The 18,464-nt window shown below is 72.1% G+C and carries 13 protein-coding genes; 12 read left to right on the forward strand and 1 reads right to left on the reverse strand.

Features of this window, described 5'->3' with window-relative positions:
• Window positions 1–88: 88 nt before the first annotated feature.
• The 8 genes from OHA30_RS33760 to OHA30_RS33795 all read left to right on the forward strand — a co-directional run bounded on the left by OHA30_RS33760 (window position 89) and on the right by OHA30_RS33795 (window position 10,801).
• A complete protein-coding gene (locus OHA30_RS33760) occupies window positions 89–1,264 on the forward strand; it encodes an ABC transporter substrate-binding protein (protein WP_328917669.1) in 1,176 nt (391 codons plus the stop codon).
• Window positions 1,265–1,296: 32 nt separating this feature from the next.
• Complete coding sequence (locus OHA30_RS33765; protein ID WP_328917670.1) at window positions 1,297–3,090, forward strand: ABC transporter permease; 1,794 nt, start codon at window positions 1,297–1,299, stop codon at window positions 3,088–3,090.
• A gap of 46 nt (window positions 3,091–3,136) precedes the next feature.
• A complete protein-coding gene (locus OHA30_RS33770; protein WP_328917671.1) occupies window positions 3,137–4,714 on the forward strand; it encodes a DUF885 family protein in 1,578 nt (525 codons plus the stop codon).
• Window positions 4,711–6,357, forward strand: a complete 1,647-nt coding sequence (locus OHA30_RS33775) for a gamma-glutamyltransferase family protein (RefSeq protein ID WP_328917672.1) — start codon at window positions 4,711–4,713, stop codon at window positions 6,355–6,357. The genes OHA30_RS33770 and OHA30_RS33775 overlap by 4 nt, the downstream gene beginning before the upstream one ends.
• A 63-nt stretch (window positions 6,358–6,420) precedes the next feature.
• The gene (locus OHA30_RS33780) at window positions 6,421–7,200 is read left to right on the forward strand and encodes an IclR family transcriptional regulator (RefSeq protein ID WP_328917673.1); all 780 of its coding nucleotides are present in this window, start codon (window positions 6,421–6,423) and stop codon (window positions 7,198–7,200) included.
• Window positions 7,201–7,270: 70 nt separating this feature from the next.
• The gene (locus OHA30_RS33785; protein ID WP_328917674.1) at window positions 7,271–8,260 is read left to right on the forward strand and encodes a succinylglutamate desuccinylase/aspartoacylase family protein; all 990 of its coding nucleotides are present in this window, start codon (window positions 7,271–7,273) and stop codon (window positions 8,258–8,260) included.
• Window positions 8,261–8,303: 43 nt separating this feature from the next.
• A complete protein-coding gene (locus OHA30_RS33790; protein ID WP_328917675.1) occupies window positions 8,304–9,518 on the forward strand; it encodes a metal-dependent hydrolase family protein in 1,215 nt (404 codons plus the stop codon).
• Between the two features lie 350 nt (window positions 9,519–9,868).
• Window positions 9,869–10,801 carry an aldo/keto reductase gene (locus tag OHA30_RS33795; protein WP_328917676.1) on the forward strand — a complete coding sequence of 311 codons (933 nt, stop codon included), beginning with the start codon at window positions 9,869–9,871 and terminating at the stop codon, window positions 10,799–10,801.
• Between the two features lie 378 nt (window positions 10,802–11,179).
• Here OHA30_RS33795 and OHA30_RS33800 read toward each other — a convergent pair whose 3' ends face one another.
• Window positions 11,180–11,575, reverse strand: a complete 396-nt coding sequence (locus OHA30_RS33800) for a GNAT family N-acetyltransferase (protein WP_328917677.1) — start codon at window positions 11,573–11,575, stop codon at window positions 11,180–11,182.
• A 582-nt stretch (window positions 11,576–12,157) separates the two neighbouring features.
• Here OHA30_RS33800 and OHA30_RS33805 point away from each other — a divergent pair.
• The 4 genes from OHA30_RS33805 (at window position 12,158) to OHA30_RS33820 (ending at window position 18,245) form a co-directional block, all read left to right on the forward strand.
• A complete protein-coding gene (locus tag OHA30_RS33805; RefSeq protein ID WP_328914235.1) occupies window positions 12,158–12,457 on the forward strand; it encodes a transposase in 300 nt (99 codons plus the stop codon).
• Window positions 12,454–13,335, forward strand: coding sequence for an IS3 family transposase (locus OHA30_RS33810; RefSeq protein WP_328914236.1), 882 nt, complete (start codon window positions 12,454–12,456; stop codon window positions 13,333–13,335). Before OHA30_RS33805 ends, OHA30_RS33810 begins: the two co-directional genes overlap by 4 nt.
• 534 nt (window positions 13,336–13,869) lie before the next feature.
• Window positions 13,870–14,367, forward strand: a complete 498-nt coding sequence (locus OHA30_RS33815) for a hypothetical protein (RefSeq protein ID WP_328911662.1) — start codon at window positions 13,870–13,872, stop codon at window positions 14,365–14,367.
• A 329-nt stretch (window positions 14,368–14,696) separates the two neighbouring features.
• Window positions 14,697–18,245 (forward strand): DEAD/DEAH box helicase, encoded by a 3,549-nt coding sequence (locus OHA30_RS33820; RefSeq protein ID WP_328911661.1) that lies wholly within the window; start codon window positions 14,697–14,699, stop codon window positions 18,243–18,245.
• Window positions 18,246–18,464: the final 219 nt, after the last annotated feature.

The raw sequence follows: 18,464 nt of genomic DNA on the forward strand, positions 1-18,464 counted from the left end.
TCCGCCTTGCGATGCACCGCACCGGACGCCGCGAACCAGGCAAACCTTTCCGGCCACGGCACTAGCGCGAACTACTTAGGGAGAGACCATGCAAGGCAACACGAGTGCGTCCGGCGGGGACAGTTCGGCGGCCGGGGCCGCGCCGGGCGGGAGAAACGGGAGAAACGGCGCCGGCCGGACGCCGGTGTCCCGGCGCTCGCTGCTGGCCGGCGGAGGCGCCGTCGCGGCGGGGCTCTTCCTGGCCGCCTGCGCCTCGGACAAGCAGCCCGGCACGTCGAAGAGTTCGGGCGGCGGCAAGAAGCTGACCATCACCATGACGCCCTTCGCCGGCGCCGATCTCGGCCTGATGCCGAGGGAGTTCGCGAAGGAGTACCAGGACAAGCACCCCAACGTCCGGATCAAGATCGACGACACGCTCAACCTCGCCAAGCAGACCGCCGCCTTCCAGGCCAACCCCCACAAGCCGCTGAACCACCTGGTCTTCTCCAACGGCGGCGCGACCGCCGCCGGCAAGGCCACCGGCATGTACCTCAGGCTGGACTACGGCCGGATACCCAACACCACCAACCTGCACCCGCAGTTCATCGAACGCGACCACTGCGGTGTGGTGTTCGGCGCCGACCAGATGGGCCTGGTCTACAACACCAAGACGTACCCCAAGCCCTTCGAGTCCTGGACCGACCTGTGGTCGCCCGCCCAGAAGGGCAAGCTCTGCTTCTTCACCATCCCGTGGTGGGCCATCGGCATGGCCGCCAAGCTCAACGGCGGCGGCTGGGACACCATGGACCCGGGCTTCTCGCTGTGGACCGAGCACGCCAAGAACATCCGCACCATCGTGACGGCCAACCCCCAGTTCCTCAACGTCCTTTCCACCAGCGAGGCACCGCTGACCTCGCACTACCTGGGCACCTCCACCGCGTGGCGCGGCCAGGGCGCACCGCTGGGTTACAGCCGCCCCGCCGAGGGCGCGTTCTTCGACCCGGTCGGCGTCAACATCAACTCCGGCGCCTCCGACGACGAGCTCGAAGTCTGTTACGACATCGTCAACCAGATGCTGCTGCCCCAGTGGAACCAGCGCTGGGTGGACACCTCGATCGAGATCCCCGCCGCGAGCACCTCGACGCTGACCGACAAGCTCAAGGCCATCCCCGCCATCGCGGCCGGTCCCGACCAGAAGTTCGTGGACGTCGACTGGGACACCGTCGGCAAGAACATGGCCGCCTGGACGGAGCGCTGGAACCAGGACGTCGTCTCCAAGATCTGACGATCCACCCACGACCGGAAGGAAGCCGCACGATGGCGGACAACCGCCCAGGCGTCGTACGCGAGGCCGGGCCGGCGAGCGGGGCGGCGACGGCCACGGAAGAACGCCCCGCCCCCGTGGAACCCGGCACCCGCCGCAAGCGGCAGGCGCCTCCCGCGGGCCGGGGCCGCGACCGGCGTACGGCACTGCTGCTGCTCGCCCCCAGCCTGGTACTGCTGATCGCGGTGTTCGCCTTCGCGATGGAGTCGCTGGTCGAGTACTCCACCCAGAAGTACCAGCCCGGCGGTGTCAACACCCGCAACACCCTGGCGTCGTGGACGAAGGTCCTCGACAGTTCCTACTACTGGTCGGTGATCTGGCAGACCGTGCTGGTCGGTCTGCTGGTCACCGCGATCACCGCGGTCGTCGGCTATCTGACCGCCCTGGCGCTGCACCACACCAAACGGACCGGCTGGCGCAACGCCGGATACGCGGTGGTCTTCTCCTCGCTGGTCTTCTCCGGCATCGCGAGTGTCTACGCCTGGCAACTGCTGCTCGGCCAGGAGGGGTTCCTCAACTCCGCGCTCGGGGTGTTCGGGGTCGGTCCCGTGCACCTGCTCTACGAGCGCACCGCCGTCGTCATCGCCCTGGTGCACACCCTGCTGCCGCTGATGGTCCTGCCGATCAGCAGCACCTTCCGGCAGATCGACGGCACACTCGCCGAGGCCGCCGACGACTTCGGCGCGTCGCGCTGGCGCACCTTCCGCACCATCACGCTGCCGCTGAGTGCCCCGGGACTCATCGCCGGCTGCCAGCTCACCTTCGCCCTGACCATCTCCAGCTTCACCGCCCCGAGCCTGCTGGGCGGCGGACGGGTCGCGATGCTCTCCACCAGCATCTACTCGCTGGTCGGCACCACGGACTATCCGGGCGCCTCGGTCTGCGCCCTGGTACTGCTGATCCTGGCGCTGGTGTCCACCGGGGTGTTCGTACTCATCCAGCGCCGCTTCGCCGAAGCCGACCAGGGCGGCGTCACCATCAGCCCGTCGCCGCCCAGGGGCATCCGCGGCCTGGGGGTGTGGATGGCCGTCGTCTACGTCTTCCAGCTGCTGCCCGCCGCGATCGTCGTGATCAGCTCGCTGTCCTCGGTCTCCTACGGGGTGTGGCCGCCGCCCGGGTTCTCCACCCGGTGGTACACCAACCTCTACCACCAGGACGGAGTCATGGACGCCTTCGTCGGCAGCCTGTGGATCGGCGTCCTGGTGGCCGTGCTCGCCGTACTGCTCGGGACGGCCGGGGCGGTGGCCCTGGTGCGGTACCGCTTCCGAGGCAGCGGACTGGTCCAGTCGGTGCTGTTCTCACCCGTCGTGGTGCCCAAGATCGCCTTCGGTTTCGCGGTGTTCATGCTGCTGGCCCGCTCCGGCCTGTCCTCCGGCCGGTGGGCGGTGGTCCTCGCGCACACGGTGGCCACCGTGCCGTTCGTGATCGTCCTGCTGACCGCGGCCCTGGCACGGGCCGACCGCACGCTCGACTACGCGGCGATCGACCTCGGGGCCCCGCCCTTCCGGGCGTTCCTGCGCGCGACCCTGCCGCAGATCGCCCCCGCCATGCTGATCAGCGGAGTCTTCGCCTTCCTGGTGAGCTTCAACGAGATCGACCTGTCGATCTTCCTGCTCAGCAGCGACCAGCAGACCCTGCCGGTGTGGATGTACAGCTACCTCAACAACTACCAGGACCCGACACCCGCGGCCCTGTCCACGATCATGACGACGCTCTCGATCGTCGTCGTCGCACTGGGCGCGCTGCTCCTGCGGATCTTCCAGCGGGGACGCCGGCTCGCGCTCTGAGCGCCCGCCGCCCCCGTATCCGCACCCTTAGGAGGGAGACCACCCGATGGCCGAGCTGTTCCCGCGGCTGCGTCACGTCTGCGACCTGGACGCCGCCTATATGCGCGAGTACTCAGGACTGCACGACGAGTACGACGGTACCGTCGTCGACCTGTCGCCGGCCGGGGTGACCACCGCGCTGGCCGCGCTCGGCGGTCCCGTGCTGGACGACCCGCACGACGAGGCGCAACTGGCGGCCACCGAGAACGCCATGCGGACCCGGTTCGGCCGTCTGCGCCAGCACCGCTGGGACCCCTGGGTGCACATCGAGGCGCTCGACCTGTCGCCGTACGACCGCCCCTACACCGACGCCGGTGCGCGCGAGGACGCCAGGCGCCGCCATCTGCGGCTGTGGCCGGACACCGTGGACAACGCGCTGGAGGCACTCGACGAGCTGTCGTCCCCCGTCGCCAGCATGTTCCTGCCCGCCGCGCGGGGGATGGCCGCCGAGATCCGCCCCGACGACGGGGAGGACGGGCGGCGGGCGCTGGCCGCGCTGGAACGGCTGACCGCCCACCTCGAACGAGCGGCCCGGGACGGCGACCCGGCCCCGAGCCTGGGCCGCGCGGACCTCACCGCGCTGCTCGGCTGCGAGGACCGGGTCGACGTCGACCTCGACGAACTGGCCGCCATGGCCGACTCGGAGTACGCCCGGATGCGGGACGTCCTCGACGACGCCGCCGCCCGCCTCGACCCTGATGGCGACGCCGACCCGGCCGAACGGACCCGGCGGCTGAGCGCGCGGGTACGGGCCGACCACGGCGACTTCCCACGGATCCTGGCCGACACCCAGGCACAGGTGGCCCTGGCCGCAAGCTTCGTCCGCGAGCGCGAACTCGTGCCCACCGTGGACGACGCGTGCCTGGTGGAGCCCTCGCCGCCGGCCCGCAGCTGGGCGCCCGGCCGGGTCAGCTGGACCGCGCCGTGGGAGACGCAGGGCCACTCGCTGTTCCATGTGACCGGGCCCGCCGCGCACTGGTCCCCCGACGACCACCGCGCCTGGCTGTCCCGTTTCAACCGGCCCGCGATGGCCGTGATGGCCGTCCACGAGATCGGCCCCGGGCACTGCAGCCACGCCCTGATGATGGGTCAGGTCGCCCGGCCCGTCCGCAGGACACTGTGGTCCGAGCTGTTCTTCGAGGGCTGGGCCCACTACGCCGAGGAGATGATGTGGGAGGAGGGCTACCAGGACGACAGCCCCCTCTACCAGTTCGGCATGGCCCAGGAAGCCATGATGCGGGCCGTCCGCGTCCAGGCGGCCCTCGGCATCCACACCGGCGCCCTCACCGTCGCCGACGCCGTCGCCCTCTTCGAGAACAAGGCCTTCCTGGCCGGCCCCGCCGCACGGGCGGAGGCGCTGCGCGGCGTCTGGGAGCCGACGTACATCCGCTACACCTGGGGCAAGGTGCTCATGCGGCGGCTGCGCGAGCAGGCGAAGGCCGCCTGGGGGAGTGACTTCGGCCTGCCGCGCTTCCACCGCGAGCTGATGGCCTTCGGCTCCCCGCCGGTCGGCCTGGTGGCGGATGCCATGGGCATCGGCCCCGCGCCGGCGCGGCGGCCCGGCCCGGGAAGCGGGCGGATATGACGGCCGGTCAGGAACCCTGGCTTCCCCAGGAGTTGGAGCAGGGGCCCAAGAACACGGCACACGGCGGTACCGCCATGGTCTCGGCCATGCACCCGATGGTCGCCGACGCGATGCTGGAGGTGCTGCGGCGCGGCGGCAACGCCATGGACGCGGTGCTCACGGCCGTACCCCTGCAAGGGGTGGTCGAACCGCAGATGACCACGCTGGCCGGCGGTATGTCGGTGCTGTACTACGACGCCGCGCTGCGCCGGTTCGACTACATCGACGGCGAACTCGACCACACCCGCGACGCCCCGCCCGTGGCCGCCACCTGGGACCACTACGCGGCGGTCGACGGCGCCCTGGGCGCCTCCTCGGGCCGGCGGGTCGGGGTGCCGGGCACCGTGGCCGGCATGCACCTGGCCATGACCCGCCACGGCAGCGCCGCCTGGGCCGACTACTTCGCACCGGCCGTCGAGGCCGCGGCCGGCGGCTTCCCCATGTACTCCTTCCTCTACGGCGAGGCGTTCGACGCGGCCGGCCGGCTCTCCGCCCACCCCTCGGGCCGCGCGGAGTTTCTGCCGGACGGCCATGTACCGCCGGTGGGACAGCGCGTGGTCCGCCCGGCGCTGGCCGAAACGATGCGCCGGATCGCCGCCGAAGGCCCCGACCACGTCTACCGCGGCCCCTGGGCCGAGCGGTTCGTGTCCGCCGTACGGGACACCGGCGGCACCGTGACCGCCCGCGACCTGGCCGACTACTCCGCACGCGCGCTGGAACCCGTCCGGAGCGGCTACCGGGGCCACGAGATCATCGGCGCCCCGCCCCCGTCGACCGCGGGCGTGCTGATCTCGCTCGTCCTGGGCGTCCTGGAGCACTTCGACCTGCCGGCCCTGGGCCACTACACGCGTGAGCCGGAGGCGCTGGAGGTGCTGCGGCGCGCGACGGCCTTCGCCGAGTTCTTCACCGAGCGGTTCGTGAAGGACCCGCTATCCTACCACGTGCCCGTCGACGAACTGCTGTCGCCCGACTTCACGGCGTCGCTGGCCGCGCTGATCCGCGGGAACACCAGGCGCGGCCCGGTGCCCGCGGACAGCCGTCCGGTCCGCCCGCCCGGGCAGCCGCACACGAACAACACCGACCATGTCGTCGCGGTCGACGGCGCCGGCAACATGGCGTCCCTGACCCACAGCGTCTACGGCACCACCTTCGGCACCGGACTGGTGGTCGACGGCGTCCACGTCAACAGCGGCAACAGCTTCCCGGGAACCGGCAGCGGCGAAGGGCGCCGCGTCGTGTCGCCCTTCCCGCCCACGATGGTGGCCCGCGACGGGGTACCCCACCTCGCCCTGGGCTCACCGGGCCTGTCCGCGCGCGCCACCGCGATCGTGCTGGCCAACCACCTCGGCTACGGCCTCGGCCTGCCCGAGGCGATCGACGCCCCGCGCTTCCAAGGCGCCCAGAGCGACCAGCCGTTGACCGTCGAGGCCCGCCTCGACCCGCGCGTCCTGGACGCGCTCACCGCACGCTACGGCGCGGACGTACGGCTCACCACCCCGTACTTCTGGCACTTCGGGTCGGTCCACGCGGTGGAGGTCGACACGGACGGTAACCGGCGCGGATACTGCGACCCGCGGCGCCCGGGGCGGGCGGCGGGATGGTGACCGCTCCGCCCGGAACACCGCGGCACACCACCATCACGGGACGACAGGAGAGGGACACCACCCATGGCAGAGGGCACCGGGGGCCGCAGACCGGCCGCCAGCGAGAACACCAAGTCACCCAGCTACATGGGGCGCATCCTCAACCTGCTGGAACTGTCGGTCATCTCCGACGGGGCGCCGCTGACCCTGAGCGAACTGGCGGCGGCGGCCGACGCGCCGCTGTCCACCGTGTCCCGGCTGACGGCCCAGCTCGTCACCTGGGGATTCCTCCACGAGACCGCCGCACACCGCTTCGTGCCCGGCCGGCGGCTGGCCGTCATGGCCTTCGCGGTCAGCGAGCACCTCTACAGCAACGACCGCCTCCAGCAGGCCACCCGGCTGCTCACCGGCATCACCGGTGAGAGCACGACGGCCGGACGCATCGTCGGGAACAGCATGTTCATCATCGCGCGCACCGAGTCCGAACAGCCGCTGCGCGCGGTGAACCGGGTCGGCGAACTCATCCCGCCGGACCGTTCCGCGCTCGGCAAGGCGATCATGTCGCGGCTGCCGCGCTCCCGTCAGCTCGCGCTGCTGCGCGGCGCGGACGTCGAGGACCCCGAGGGAACGCTGGAGAAGATGCAGCCCGAGCTGGACGAGGCACGCCGGCTCGGCTACGCGGTCGACGAGGAGACCTACAGCGTGGGCCTGCGCTGCCGGGCCACCGCCGTCACCGGCCCGGACGGCGTGGCGGTGGCCGGACTGTCCATCAGCGGGCCCTCCGCCCGATTCACCCACGACATCGCCGAGAGCGCCGTTCCCGCCCTGCGCCGGGAGGCCGCGGCCATCGGCGACATGCGGTGAAGCGGCCCGGGGACGGCGTTCCCCGGCCCGCCGCACCGGCACCATCACCATCACCGAGGAGACACAGCACATGAGCGACACCGCAGCCACCGCCGACACCACCGTTGTGCGGCCGGGCCACACCGTCGAGACCGTTCCGGTCACCCGGATCGACAACGGACACGACCTCGCACTGACCGTCCACCGTCTGACCGGCGCCCGGCCCGGCCCCACCCTGGTCGCCTTCGGCGGTATCCACGGCGACGAGGCGATGGGCCCGGAGGAGGTACGCCGACTGGTCTCCTCGGTCGACCCCGCCGAGCTGTCGGGCACCATCGTGGCCGTGCCGGTGGCGAACCCGTACGCGTACCAGGCCATGTCCCGCTTCACCCCGCAGGACGGCCTCAACCTGAACCGTATCTTCCCCGGCGACCGCAACGGATCGGTCACCGAGCAACTGGCCGCCGTACTCGCCGAGATCATGCTCCAGGCGGACTACTTCGTCGACTTCCACTCCAGCGGCCTGTACTCCACCGTGGAGTACTCCTACATCGTGGACAACGGCCGCGAGATGGCCACCTCCTTCGGCGCCCCTCTGCTCTACCACCACGAGCAGTACGAGGGCACCTCGAACGCGTGGGCCATCAAGAACGGCATCTCCTCGACCGTGTGCGAACTCGGCGGCGGCGGGCAGCTGACGGACGCCTTCCTCGCCAAGGCCGTACGCCAGGGACGCAACATGCTCAAGGCCATCGGCATGCTGGAAGGCGAGGCGGAGAGCCCCGCCGTGCCGCAGACCGTGATGACCGAACTCGTCACCCTGCGCCCGACCCGGGGCGGCGCGATGATCTCCTACTTCACCCCCGACCGGCTCGGCGAGGTGATCAAGGGCGGGACCGTCATCGGCGAGGTCGTGGACCCGTACACCTTCCGGACGCTGGAGCAGCTGGTGGCGCCCTACGAGTCCAGCATTCTGGTGCTCACCCGCGAGAGCTACACCCGTACCGCGCCGGGCGACTACGGCTTCATGGTCGGCAACGCGGCGACCACGACCACCGTGGACGAGCTGTTCGGCGCCTGAGCACGGGGCGGACGGCGGGCGGAGCGAGGAGCGGCGTACAGCGATGGACATCAGGCATGTGCACGTAGTGGACCCCGAGGGCGAACGGGTGCTCCAGGACCGGAGGATCACTCTCGACGGCGACCGGATCACCGCGGTGACGGCCGACACTCCCGGGCCGGCGGCGCCGGGCGATCTCGACGGCACCGGGCTGTACGCGGTACCCGGGTTCATCGACTGCCACGTGCACGTCACCTCGGTGTCGGCCGACGAGTGGGCCGACACCGGGATGGCCGCGAGCTATGTCACCGCGCACGCGCTGCGGGAACTGCGGGCGATGCTGGAGCGCGGTTTCACCACGGTCCGGGACGCCGGCGGCGCGGACGCCGGGCTCGCCGACGCCCTCGACGAAGGGATCGCGCCCGGCCCCCGGCTGTACGTGTGCGGCCGGGCGCTGTCCCAGACCGGCGGCCACGGCGACCTGCGCCCGCGCGGCCGCCACCACGCCGACGACCACCCGGCCGTGCCCGGCATCGGCCGGGTCGTCGACGGCGCCGACGCGCTGCGCACCGCGGTGCGCGAAGGGGTACGGTCCGGGGCGTCGTTCGTCAAACTGATGCTGTCGGGCGGGATCTCCAGCCCGACCGACCGGATCGACACCCCGCAGTACAGCGAGGACGAGATCCGCGCCGCGGTCGACGAGGCCCGGCGGGCGGGCGTGTACTGCGCCGGGCACGCCTACACACCGCAGGCGGTGGCACGCGCGCTGCGGCTGGGCGTGCGCACGATCGAACACGGCAATCTGATCGGTCCGCCCGAGGCGCGGCTGTTCGCCGAGTACGACGCCTATTACGTGCCCACGCTGGTGACGTACACGGTGCTGGCGGACGAGGGCCCGGGGTACGGGCTCCCGCCGGTGAGCGTCGCCAAGGTCGCGGCGGTCCGCGACAGCGGCCTGGCCGCGCTGGGCCACGCCCACGCGGCGGGCGCCGCGATCGCCTTCGGCACCGACCTGCTGGGCCGGATGCACGTCCACCAGTCCGCGGAGTTCGCGCTGCGGGCCCGGGCGCAGCCGGGCTGGGCGGTGCTGCGCAGCGCCACCACCACCGGGGCGCGGCTGCTGGGCGCTGACGGCGAGCTGGGCGTCATCGCCGCCGGCGCCCGCGCCGACGTCGTCCTGACCCGTCACAACCCCGGTACGCACATCGGGCTGCTGGCGGATCCGCGGGCCGAGGTCGCCGCCGTCATCTCGCGGGGGCGCCTGGCGATACGGCGCTAGAGCGTGATGCCGATGCCCGCGGGGCCTGGCGCGGGGCGGGTCCACGTGGCCCGCGTGGCCGGAGCCGCCGGGCGGGCCGTCCGGGCGGGGGCGGTCCGTGTGCGGTGGCCCGTGTGCGGTGGCCCGTATACGGGTGGTCCGTATACGGGTGGTCCGTGCGCGGGCGGTCCGCCGTGCGGTGTACCGCGCCGTGCGGCGGGGGCTTCGGTCCGCTTCTTTCCGTTTCTTCCAGCCACCACACCCGCCCGACCGGCCGCCACACCCGGACCGGCGGGTTCTCCCGGGCGGCCGGTGCCGCCGCCCGGCACCGCCGGCCGCTCGGCGGCACCACCAACGAGACAGGGAAACGCATGCACCACACACCTCACCGCACCAACCCGACGCGTGTGTGCGGGCGGTCGGAGATCTTCCCGGTCGGTCTGGGCGGCATGCTGCTGTCCATCGAGGGCCGCCCGGACCGCGCGCAGGCCGTGGCGACGATCCACGCCGCCCTGGACGCGGGGGTCACCCTGATCGACTCGGCCTCCGCCTATCACATAGGCGCCGACGAGGTCGGTCACAACGAGACGCTGATCGCGGACGCGCTGGAGAGCTGGGACGGCGACCCGGCGCGGATCACGGTGGCCACGAAGGCCGGGCGGGTCCGTCCCGGTGACGGGCGGTGGTTGACCGACAGCAGCCCCGACCATCTGATCCGCTCGGCCGAGGCGTCCCGCGACCGGCTCCGCGCCGACCGTATCGAGCTGTTCTTCCTGCACGCCCCGGACCCGGTGGTGCCGCTGGCGCAGTCCCTGACCGCGCTGCTCCGGCTGGTCTCGGAAGGGGTGGTCGCCACGGTGGGGGTCTCCAACGTCACCGTCGCCGAACTCGACCTGGCCCACCAGATGCTGGGTGACGCGCTCGTCGCGGTGCAGAACGAGTTCTCACCCAGCGCCGTACAGCACCGCGCGGTGCTGCGCCGTGCGGAGGAACTGGGCCTGGCGTTCACGGCCTGGCGCCCGCTGGGCACGGTCGGCGTACGGGACGACGACCTGACCGCGGTGTTCACCGAGGTCGGCCGCGCCCACGGGGCCGGCCCCCAACAGGCGGCGCTGGCGTGGCTGTTGTCCACCAGTCCGGTACTCGTCCCGATCCCCGGCACCCGCCGCCCGGAGACGATCCGCGACTCCGCCCGCGCCGCGACGCTGCGCCTGGACGATGCCGCCGTTGCGCGCTTGAACGCGGCCTGCGCTCCGGCCGGCCCCGGGGCGGCGGGGCCGGCCGTGGCGGGGCCGGTGCGCTGACCGCGTTGTCCGGCGTGCGAGGGGGGAGCGTGCCGCCGGGCCGCCGGGGGCGGGTCGCCGGGCCGGGGCCTGGTGTGGGTGTACTGGTGCGGGCGTGGCTTGTACGGCGGCGTGAATCGCGGGCGGGTCGGCTTGGAGCGGCTGTGGCGGGCGGTGGCGGGCGGTGGTGAGGGTTGGCGCCGGCCGGGGTCGCCGGCCGGCGGCTGGACGGACGGGACACGGAGTATCACGCGGCCGAAGCGGGCGCACCGCCCGAACCGCGAACCGAGTCCGCGGGGCCGGCCGGGCCGGTACCCGGGCGCGGGCCGAGGGGCGCGTCGCCGGCTGAGGATCTTCCCTTCCGGCCTCTGGGCACGTCTCCGGGGCCGGGGCCCGAGGTCACAGGGCGATCAGTCCTGCCGGCGTGTGTCTGAAGCCGCAGGTGTCGAAGTAGAAGGATCGCAGGTGTTCTTCGAAGTCGACGTGCAGCCACTGGCACCCGGCAGCGCGGCATTCCTCGGCAGCTGCTCTGACGAGCGCTGCTCCTACCCCGTTCGAACGACTGCGCTGGGCCACGACCGTGTCCAGGACGAACGCGTGGACGCCGCCGTCCCAGGCGACGTTGACGAAGCCGACCAGACGGTCGTCTTCCCGGGCGCAGACCCAGCCGAGGCTGTGACGTCGAAGTCTCGTACGCCAGTCCGTCTGTCCGACCGGATGACCGAACCCTTCGGCGTGCAGCTTGTTGAGAGCCGAGTTGTCGACGTCGCCCCGCCACGTATATGTGATCGTCATGGTCCGAACCTAGTGACCACCGGAGCCGGACGGCATGACGGGCCGGCCAACCCACCCTCGTCTGCGGTCAGAACTGCTGAACGACGGACGCGCCGAAGACCGGCAAGTGCTGCCCGAACCGTTCGGCAACCGCTGTGGCAGCGGACGAACGGAGCCTGTCCGACGCGGTGTTGTGGGAGTCGCCGTGCGGGGCTGTGCTGCGGGCCCGTGGTGCGGGCTGTGGTGTGGGGCGGCGGCGGTGGGGCCGCTGCTCCGGGACCTGTGCGTGGGTGGTGGTTGCCGGGGGCTGTTGTGCCCGGCTGCTGGCGGAGCGCGCTGGAAAGGGTCCGTGACCGGCGGCAGCGCTGGTCACGGACCCTCTTGTGGTGGCGGTTCGGGGCCGGGGGCCGGATTCCGCCGGGCGGGCCGGCCGGGAGGTTGCGGGCCGCGGGGGACCGGGGCTGCCGTTGCGGCGGGTGATCAGCGGCTTGCCGCGGTCTGTCCTGGCCTTGTGCCGGTTGTCGGGGGTGTCCGGGGGTGAAGCTTCCCCGTTGACCTGGACACCTGGAGACTGGGACGTGGTCCCAGAGGAAGTAGAGCCAGGTGAGCAACAAGCAGGGCAAGCGGTACTCGGAGGAGTTCAAGCGTGATGCCGTCGCGCTGGCCCGATCCTCCAGCAAAACGGTCACCGAGGTGGCCCGAGGCCTGGGAGTGAGCCCCGAGGGGCTGCGGAGCTGGGTCAAGCAGGACAAGATCGACCGCGGCGAGGGCGGCCCGGGCGAACTGACCAGCGCCGAGCACGAGGAATTGCGTCGCCTTCGCCGGCAGAACCTCGAACAGCAGAAGACCATCGAGGTCCTGAAAAAAGCCACGGCCTTCTTCGCGCGGGAGAGCGACCGGTGAGCGAGGTCTACCGGTTCATCGCGGCGGAGAAGGCCACCTACCCGGTCACCCTGCTCTGCCGCGTACTCGGTGTTCCTCGCTCCTCCTTCTACGCCTGGAGCGACGGCGAGGACACCCGGCGCGCGCGCCGTCGGGCCGACGAAGCACTCGTGCACGAGATCACGGTGGTCCACCTGGCCTCCAGGGGCGCCTACGGCGTCCCGCGCGTTCATGCCGAGCTGCGGCGGCTGGGCCATGGCGTGAACCGCAAGCGTGTCGAGCGGCTGATGCGCGAACGAGGCATCGCCGGAGTCACCCGCCGTCACCGCCGGTCGCTGACCCGGCCGGACAAGCAGGCGCGGCCCGCACCGGACCTGATCGGCCGTGACTTCACCGCGGACCGGCCCGGCACCCGCCTGGTCGGCGACATCACCTACCTGCCGACCGAGGAGGGCTGGCTCTACCTCGCCTGTTGGCTGGACCTGGCCACCCGCGAGATCGTCGGCTGGTCGATGGCCGACCACCACCGCGCCGACCTGGTCGTCGACGCCCTGCACAAGGCCCACGGACGCGGTCGCCTGGAACCGGACTGCATCGCGCACAGCGACCGCGGAAGCGAATACACCTCGGCTCAATTCCGCAGCGAGGTAACCAGGTTGGGCATGAGGGCGAGCACCGGACGCACCGGCTCGTGTTACGACAACGCCGCAGCCGAGAGCTTCTGGGCGGTTCTCAAAGCCGAGATCGGCACCCGGACCTGGCCCGACAGGGCAACCGCCCGCACCGAGGTCTTCTCCTTCATCGAGACCTTCTACAACCGGCGCCGACTACGCAAACACCCCAACTGGGGCTACCTGACCCCGCACGAGACCCGACAGCGGCACACCATCGCCGCATAAGAACGAGTGTCCGAGATCACGGGGAAACTTCAGAGACTCCATTCGTGCCCTCTCAGACCAGCTGATCGTTTCAGGGCGTCTCACACAACGATGACAGAGAGGGCCACCCGAGCCCGACCATGCGACGGTCCTGCTCGCCCACCGGCTTCACACACGCGTCGCCCACCCGCTGCACGCCGCCGCGCTGGCACAGCGGATTGTCACCGGACGCTCCGACGCGCCGCTTCGGCTGTCCGCCGCCCGCACCGACGGCGGCGGCGATCTTCCCGTACCGCCCTGGGCAGTCGACCTGATCTCCGCAGCCGGCCGCTTCGCGGAGCTGGACGGGAGGCCGCCCGGCCGCCCAAGCGTGCAACTCGCCCCTGGGACAGGAGAGCCGTGGACGAAGCAGCCCACATATGCGGCCTGTTCGAGCGTCAGGTTCTCAACAGGAGCCAAGCGCGTTCCAGCCCGCCGCGTACACGGGCCCACCCGAAAGAATGAATGACCCTGACACAGTCCCCCGCGCCACCCCGCCTACCCGATGCTGGGGGCATGGCAGAACGTCCCCGGGACTTGTGGGCTCAGCTCAACATGGCGGTCACGCACATCGGCCTGTCAGCGCCCGGCGCGGTGAGCGCCCGAGCCCAAGGCAGGACAACCGTCATCACGGGAAATCAGGTGCGCACCGTCACCCTGGTGCTGTCCGGGCACACATCCGCAACGACCACCGCTGTGCAGGACCACTTCGGCTGGCCCGTGTGGGACGCGCCCGCTGTACTCGCCCAGGACCACGGCTGGAAGGCCGTCTTCAACTCGGCCAACCGTACCTTCGAAGGCTTCTACGACGAGTCGAAGCACAGCACCGACCCGGAGATCGTCCGCATCGCAGTGCCCGTCCGCCTCACCGACGACATGTGGCACATGCTCGAGAAAACCGGAGCCGTCGTCATGTGTATCGGCCTGACAGGGGATCCGACCACGCAGGCCATCGCCACTGGAGTCCGGCAGCGCCGGTTCCGCGCAGCCCTGGTCGAAGCACTGTTCCACTGAGCAACCCCAGCCGTGACGTAGCCCAGCAGTACTTTTCCGCGCCACGTTGAGCGGGCCGCGTCCGCGATCTCAACCCCAGTGCGGTTCCAACTCTCACACCGGTGAACAACAAGGGCTCCCAGGCCCTCGGCGGCCCGCCGGAACACCAGCGGGAGAGCACCACGGCCTTGAATCGCGCCGGCCGCATCCCGCCCGGCAGCGAAGGCGGCCAAATCGGCGCTGAGCACGAAGGTTCGGCCCCTGCCGCTGACGGCGCCACCGGCACGGGGCCGCGACACTGTCCGAGTGCCTCTGGTACGGGCGGCTACCCGGCTGCCACAGTGAGCACCGTGCACGAAACAGACACCGAGGCCAGCGATCTGACGGTCGAGCAGCTCGTCCGTGACAGGTGGGGGAGCGACCTGCCGGCCGCAGGGCTGCAGCAGCGGTTCACCGAGCCGGGCTGGACCTACCAGGAGCAGGTGCCCCGCCCGTGCCCGCAGTGCGACGGCGTACTGCACTCGCTTCGCCGCCCGTACGAGTCCGCAGGGCGCAAGTACCGGTACGTCGCCGTCGTCTGCCCCGCCTGCCCGGCTGCGTTCACGCTCGCCGACCTCGGCGTGAAGACCTACGACAGGCTCCTGCGCCCCACTACCCCGGCCACGCCTGCGGCGGCCGCCGCCCCCGGACCGCAGCGTACAAAGGCCGCTCCTGCGGTGACCGCCCGCGCCGCGGCACGGCTGGTGGCCGGACCCGACACGGGCCCGTGTCCGAGCGGGCCCGGCGTGAGCGTCACGGCGATCCGCCTGCCCCACCCCTCCCGCGAACCCGCACCCACCACCGCCCCCGTGGGCCCGGCGTGGCCCGAAGACCTGCCCCTGCCGGCCCAGAAGGAGACGCGGGCTCTGTGGTGGGGCAAGATCACCGACCCCGCCTGGAACGTGCCCGAGCCCGCACTGCGCGCCGCCACCGACCTGAGGGTCATCATCCCGGCGGGGGAGCGCTTCGACACCCTGCGCGACGCTCTCGCTGGTCTCGGCGCCCAGGTGCGCACCGCCGCGCACTGGGTGGAGGACGAGGTGGTCACCACGGTGTCCGACCTCGGCGCGCCCGTCGAGCTGGCCGCCTGGCCCGGCGGCGTGGCGACGCCGGCCGCAGGGCCCGCCGCATACGCGGCCCGGGACGCGTTCGCCGCCCAGTGGGACGCCCTGGACGAGCTCCCCGCCGGCGACACCGAGGCGTTCGTGCCCGTCGAGGACCTCGTCCCCGAGGTGTGGAAGGCGCTGCTGCCGCACCCGGCGTTCAACCCGGTCCAGGCCGCCGCCATCCCCGCCGTCACCGACGGCGACGAGCACGCCATGGTCGTTGCCCCGACCGGAGCCGGGAAGACCGCGATCGGCATGGTCGCCGCCCTCACCGCTCACCAACGCGGCCGCAAAGCCGCCTGGCTCGTTCCCCAGCGCTCCCTCACCGACGAACTCGACCGCGACCTCGCCGCCTGGCGCCGCGCCGGGCTGCGGGTGGTCCGCCTGACCGGCGAAGCCGCCGTCGACACCGACCTCATCCGCGAAGCCGATCTGTGGGTCGCCACCACCGAGAAGTTCGAGGCGATCTGCCGCGCCGGCTCCCTACGCGCCGCGCTCGCCGAAGTCGGCTGCCTGGTCGTGGACGAGATCCACCTGCTCGGCGACCCCGTCCGGGGCCCGGTCCTGGAGGCGCTCCTGGCCCGGGTCCGCGAGGACGCCACCCGGGTACGGATCGTGGGCCTGTCCGCGACCGTCGCCAACGCCGACCAACTCGCCGGATGGCTCGGCGCCCGTCTCATCCGCTCGCCCTGGCGCCCGACCCGCCTGACCTGGCAGCTGCCGGCCATGCCACCGGACGCCGACGCAGCCGACTGGGCGACCCGCAACAACACCCGCACCCGCCGCACCGTCGACCTCGCGCGCCACCACACCGCCGGCGGCGGCAGTGTCCTGGTGTTCTGCGGCAGCAAACGCTCGGTCCGTACCACTGCCCTCGCCCTGGCCCATGACCGCGGCGTCGACACCACCGGCGCCGACGCGGACGACAGCGATCTCGTGGAGCGCCTGTGCACCAAGGCCGGCGTGCGCCTGCACTACCGCGACTGGCCTCACAAGCGCGAAGCCGAACAGGCCTTCCGTACCCGTCAGGCCGACATCCTCGTCGCCACCTCCACCGTGGCCGCCGGCGTCAACCTGCCCGCCCGTGCCGTCATCGTCCGCGACACCCAGATCGGCATGAGCCGTATCGAAGTGTCCATGGTCCAGCAGATGTTCGGCCGTGCAGGCCGCATCGGCGCCGGCGAACGCGAAGGCCACGCCTACCTGCTCACCGCCCCCAGCGAACGCCACCACTGGCAGGCACGCCTCGCCGCCGGATACACCGTCACCTCCCGCATCCGCGACCGCCTGCCCGACCACCTCCTCGCCGAAGCCGTCCAGAACCGCCTCGCCACCACCACCCAGGCCGAGAACTGGTGGAAGAGCACCCTCGCCTTCCACCAAGGCCACCACCCCCTCGACCCCCTCCACGACGCCACCGACTTCCTCACCGACACCGCCTACCTCACCCGCACCCCCGACCCCGACGGCGGCGACGACCGCATCGAAGCCACCGAACTCGGCCGCCTCACCAGCCGCTTCATGGTCGACGCCGACCTCGCCTCCACCCTCGCCGACGCCACCGCCCACCTCCCCGTCCCCGACAACCCGGACACCGCGGAAGACGCCCTCATCGCCACCCTCGCCACCCGCCTGCCCGCGCTCGAACAAGCGCCGTTCACCGACCGCGCCAAAGCCGAGCTCTACAACGTCCTGCGCACCCTCGGCCAACCCGGCCAGGCCACCACAGACGCGGACCAGGACGAGGAGGAGGACTGGCAGCCGGTCGCCGGCGACCTCGCCCGCGCCGTCCTGCTCCTCGTCGCCCGCGCACCCCGCGCCTTCCGCGGCCGGCCCGCATACATCCGCGGCATCCCGGCGGACTCCATGGCCCCCGTCCTCGACGACGCACAGCGCTACCTCGCCTGGCTCGGCGCCCAAGGCCCCCTCGCCACCGTCCACCCCTGGATCGCCATCACCGCCGCCGACCTCGCCCAGCGCATCCGCTGGCGCACCCTCGGTCCTTCCCGTGGGGCCGGCCGACTGCTGTGGATGTGCGAACAGATGGCCACCCCCGCCCACACCCACGCCCTGGTCCCCACCATGTGGCAGGCCGCCCGCGCCCGAGGCATCGACTCACCGGACTGGCCCGGCACCACCCCGCCCAGCACCTGCCGCCTCACCCTCGCCGAATACCAGACCCTGAGACGGACAGACCTGCACCCGCTCGTGTACGTGAGGCTCGGGGGACCAGGGCGGGGTGTGGCGCAGCGCGACGACGGACTTCACCTTGAGGCTGCCGTGGGACTGGGCGAGGGCGCCGACCGTGCTGGCCGCGGCGACCGTCTCCCACGGGCGCTTCTGCCCGACCGCGAGGAGGGAGAGGCTGTCGAGTGCGCGGATCTCCAGCAGCGGGTCGCCGACCAGGCGGGCGGTGGCCAGCGCCTCCGAGCACGCGGTGCGGGCCCGGCCCCCGCTCCAGGTAGCTGCCGCTGGTCAGTGCCCGCTCCAGCTCGCCGAGGACCCGGCGGGCGGGCGGTGCGCGCGGCCCGCCCGCCGGCGGTGTGGTCGATGGCGTACAGCCCGGCCACTTCGGCGTGCAGCAGCACGACGTCCGCCGCGCCGACCTGCCGGCCCGGCCGGTGCGTGCTGCGCCGCTCGGCGGGCATCTGGAAGCCGAGCTCCTCCAGCGGCACCCCGAGCGGCGCCTCCAGTACCTCCTGCTGGCCTGGGTGCGGCAGCGGTGGGTCGGGCGCCTCCCAGCGGCGCAGCTGACGCACGCTCACCGCGGCCTGGATGCCGAGCCGGTGGCCAGCGCGGCGAACGCGACGACGAGGGTCTCCTGGGTGCAGCCGGCCGCTTTGCCCAACCCGGCTGGCGTGCTGGTGCCCACCGCCTGCTCTCCTCGGTCTGAGGAGTCGTCACACCCTGGCGCCACCGGGCGGGCGGCCGGGCTGAAGTGGCCGGTGAAACGTGCGGTCGGGGTGGCACCGC

Source organism: Streptomyces sp. NBC_00223 (genome assembly GCF_036199905.1).
In the GTDB taxonomy this organism is placed as follows: domain Bacteria; phylum Actinomycetota; class Actinomycetes; order Streptomycetales; family Streptomycetaceae; genus Actinacidiphila.

What these genes read in the sequence shown, in the direction of transcription:
- OHA30_RS33780 (WP_328917673.1), top strand. Translation starts at nt 6,421, where the DNA reads ATGGCAGAGGGCACCGGGGGCCGCAGACCGGCCGCCAGCGAGAACACC.
- OHA30_RS33760 (WP_328917669.1), top strand. Translation starts at nt 89, where the DNA reads ATGCAAGGCAACACGAGTGCGTCCGGCGGGGACAGTTCGGCGGCCGGG.
- OHA30_RS33790 (WP_328917675.1), top strand. Translation starts at nt 8,304, where the DNA reads ATGGACATCAGGCATGTGCACGTAGTGGACCCCGAGGGCGAACGGGTG.
- OHA30_RS33765 (WP_328917670.1), top strand. Translation starts at nt 1,297, where the DNA reads ATGGCGGACAACCGCCCAGGCGTCGTACGCGAGGCCGGGCCGGCGAGC.
- OHA30_RS33770 (WP_328917671.1), top strand. Translation starts at nt 3,137, where the DNA reads ATGGCCGAGCTGTTCCCGCGGCTGCGTCACGTCTGCGACCTGGACGCC.
- OHA30_RS33785 (WP_328917674.1), top strand. Translation starts at nt 7,271, where the DNA reads ATGAGCGACACCGCAGCCACCGCCGACACCACCGTTGTGCGGCCGGGC.
- OHA30_RS33800 (WP_328917677.1), bottom strand. Translation starts at nt 11,575, where the DNA reads ATGACGATCACATATACGTGGCGGGGCGACGTCGACAACTCGGCTCTC.
- OHA30_RS33795 (WP_328917676.1), top strand. Translation starts at nt 9,869, where the DNA reads ATGCACCACACACCTCACCGCACCAACCCGACGCGTGTGTGCGGGCGG.
- OHA30_RS33815 (WP_328911662.1), top strand. Translation starts at nt 13,870, where the DNA reads ATGGCAGAACGTCCCCGGGACTTGTGGGCTCAGCTCAACATGGCGGTC.
- OHA30_RS33775 (WP_328917672.1), top strand. Translation starts at nt 4,711, where the DNA reads ATGACGGCCGGTCAGGAACCCTGGCTTCCCCAGGAGTTGGAGCAGGGG.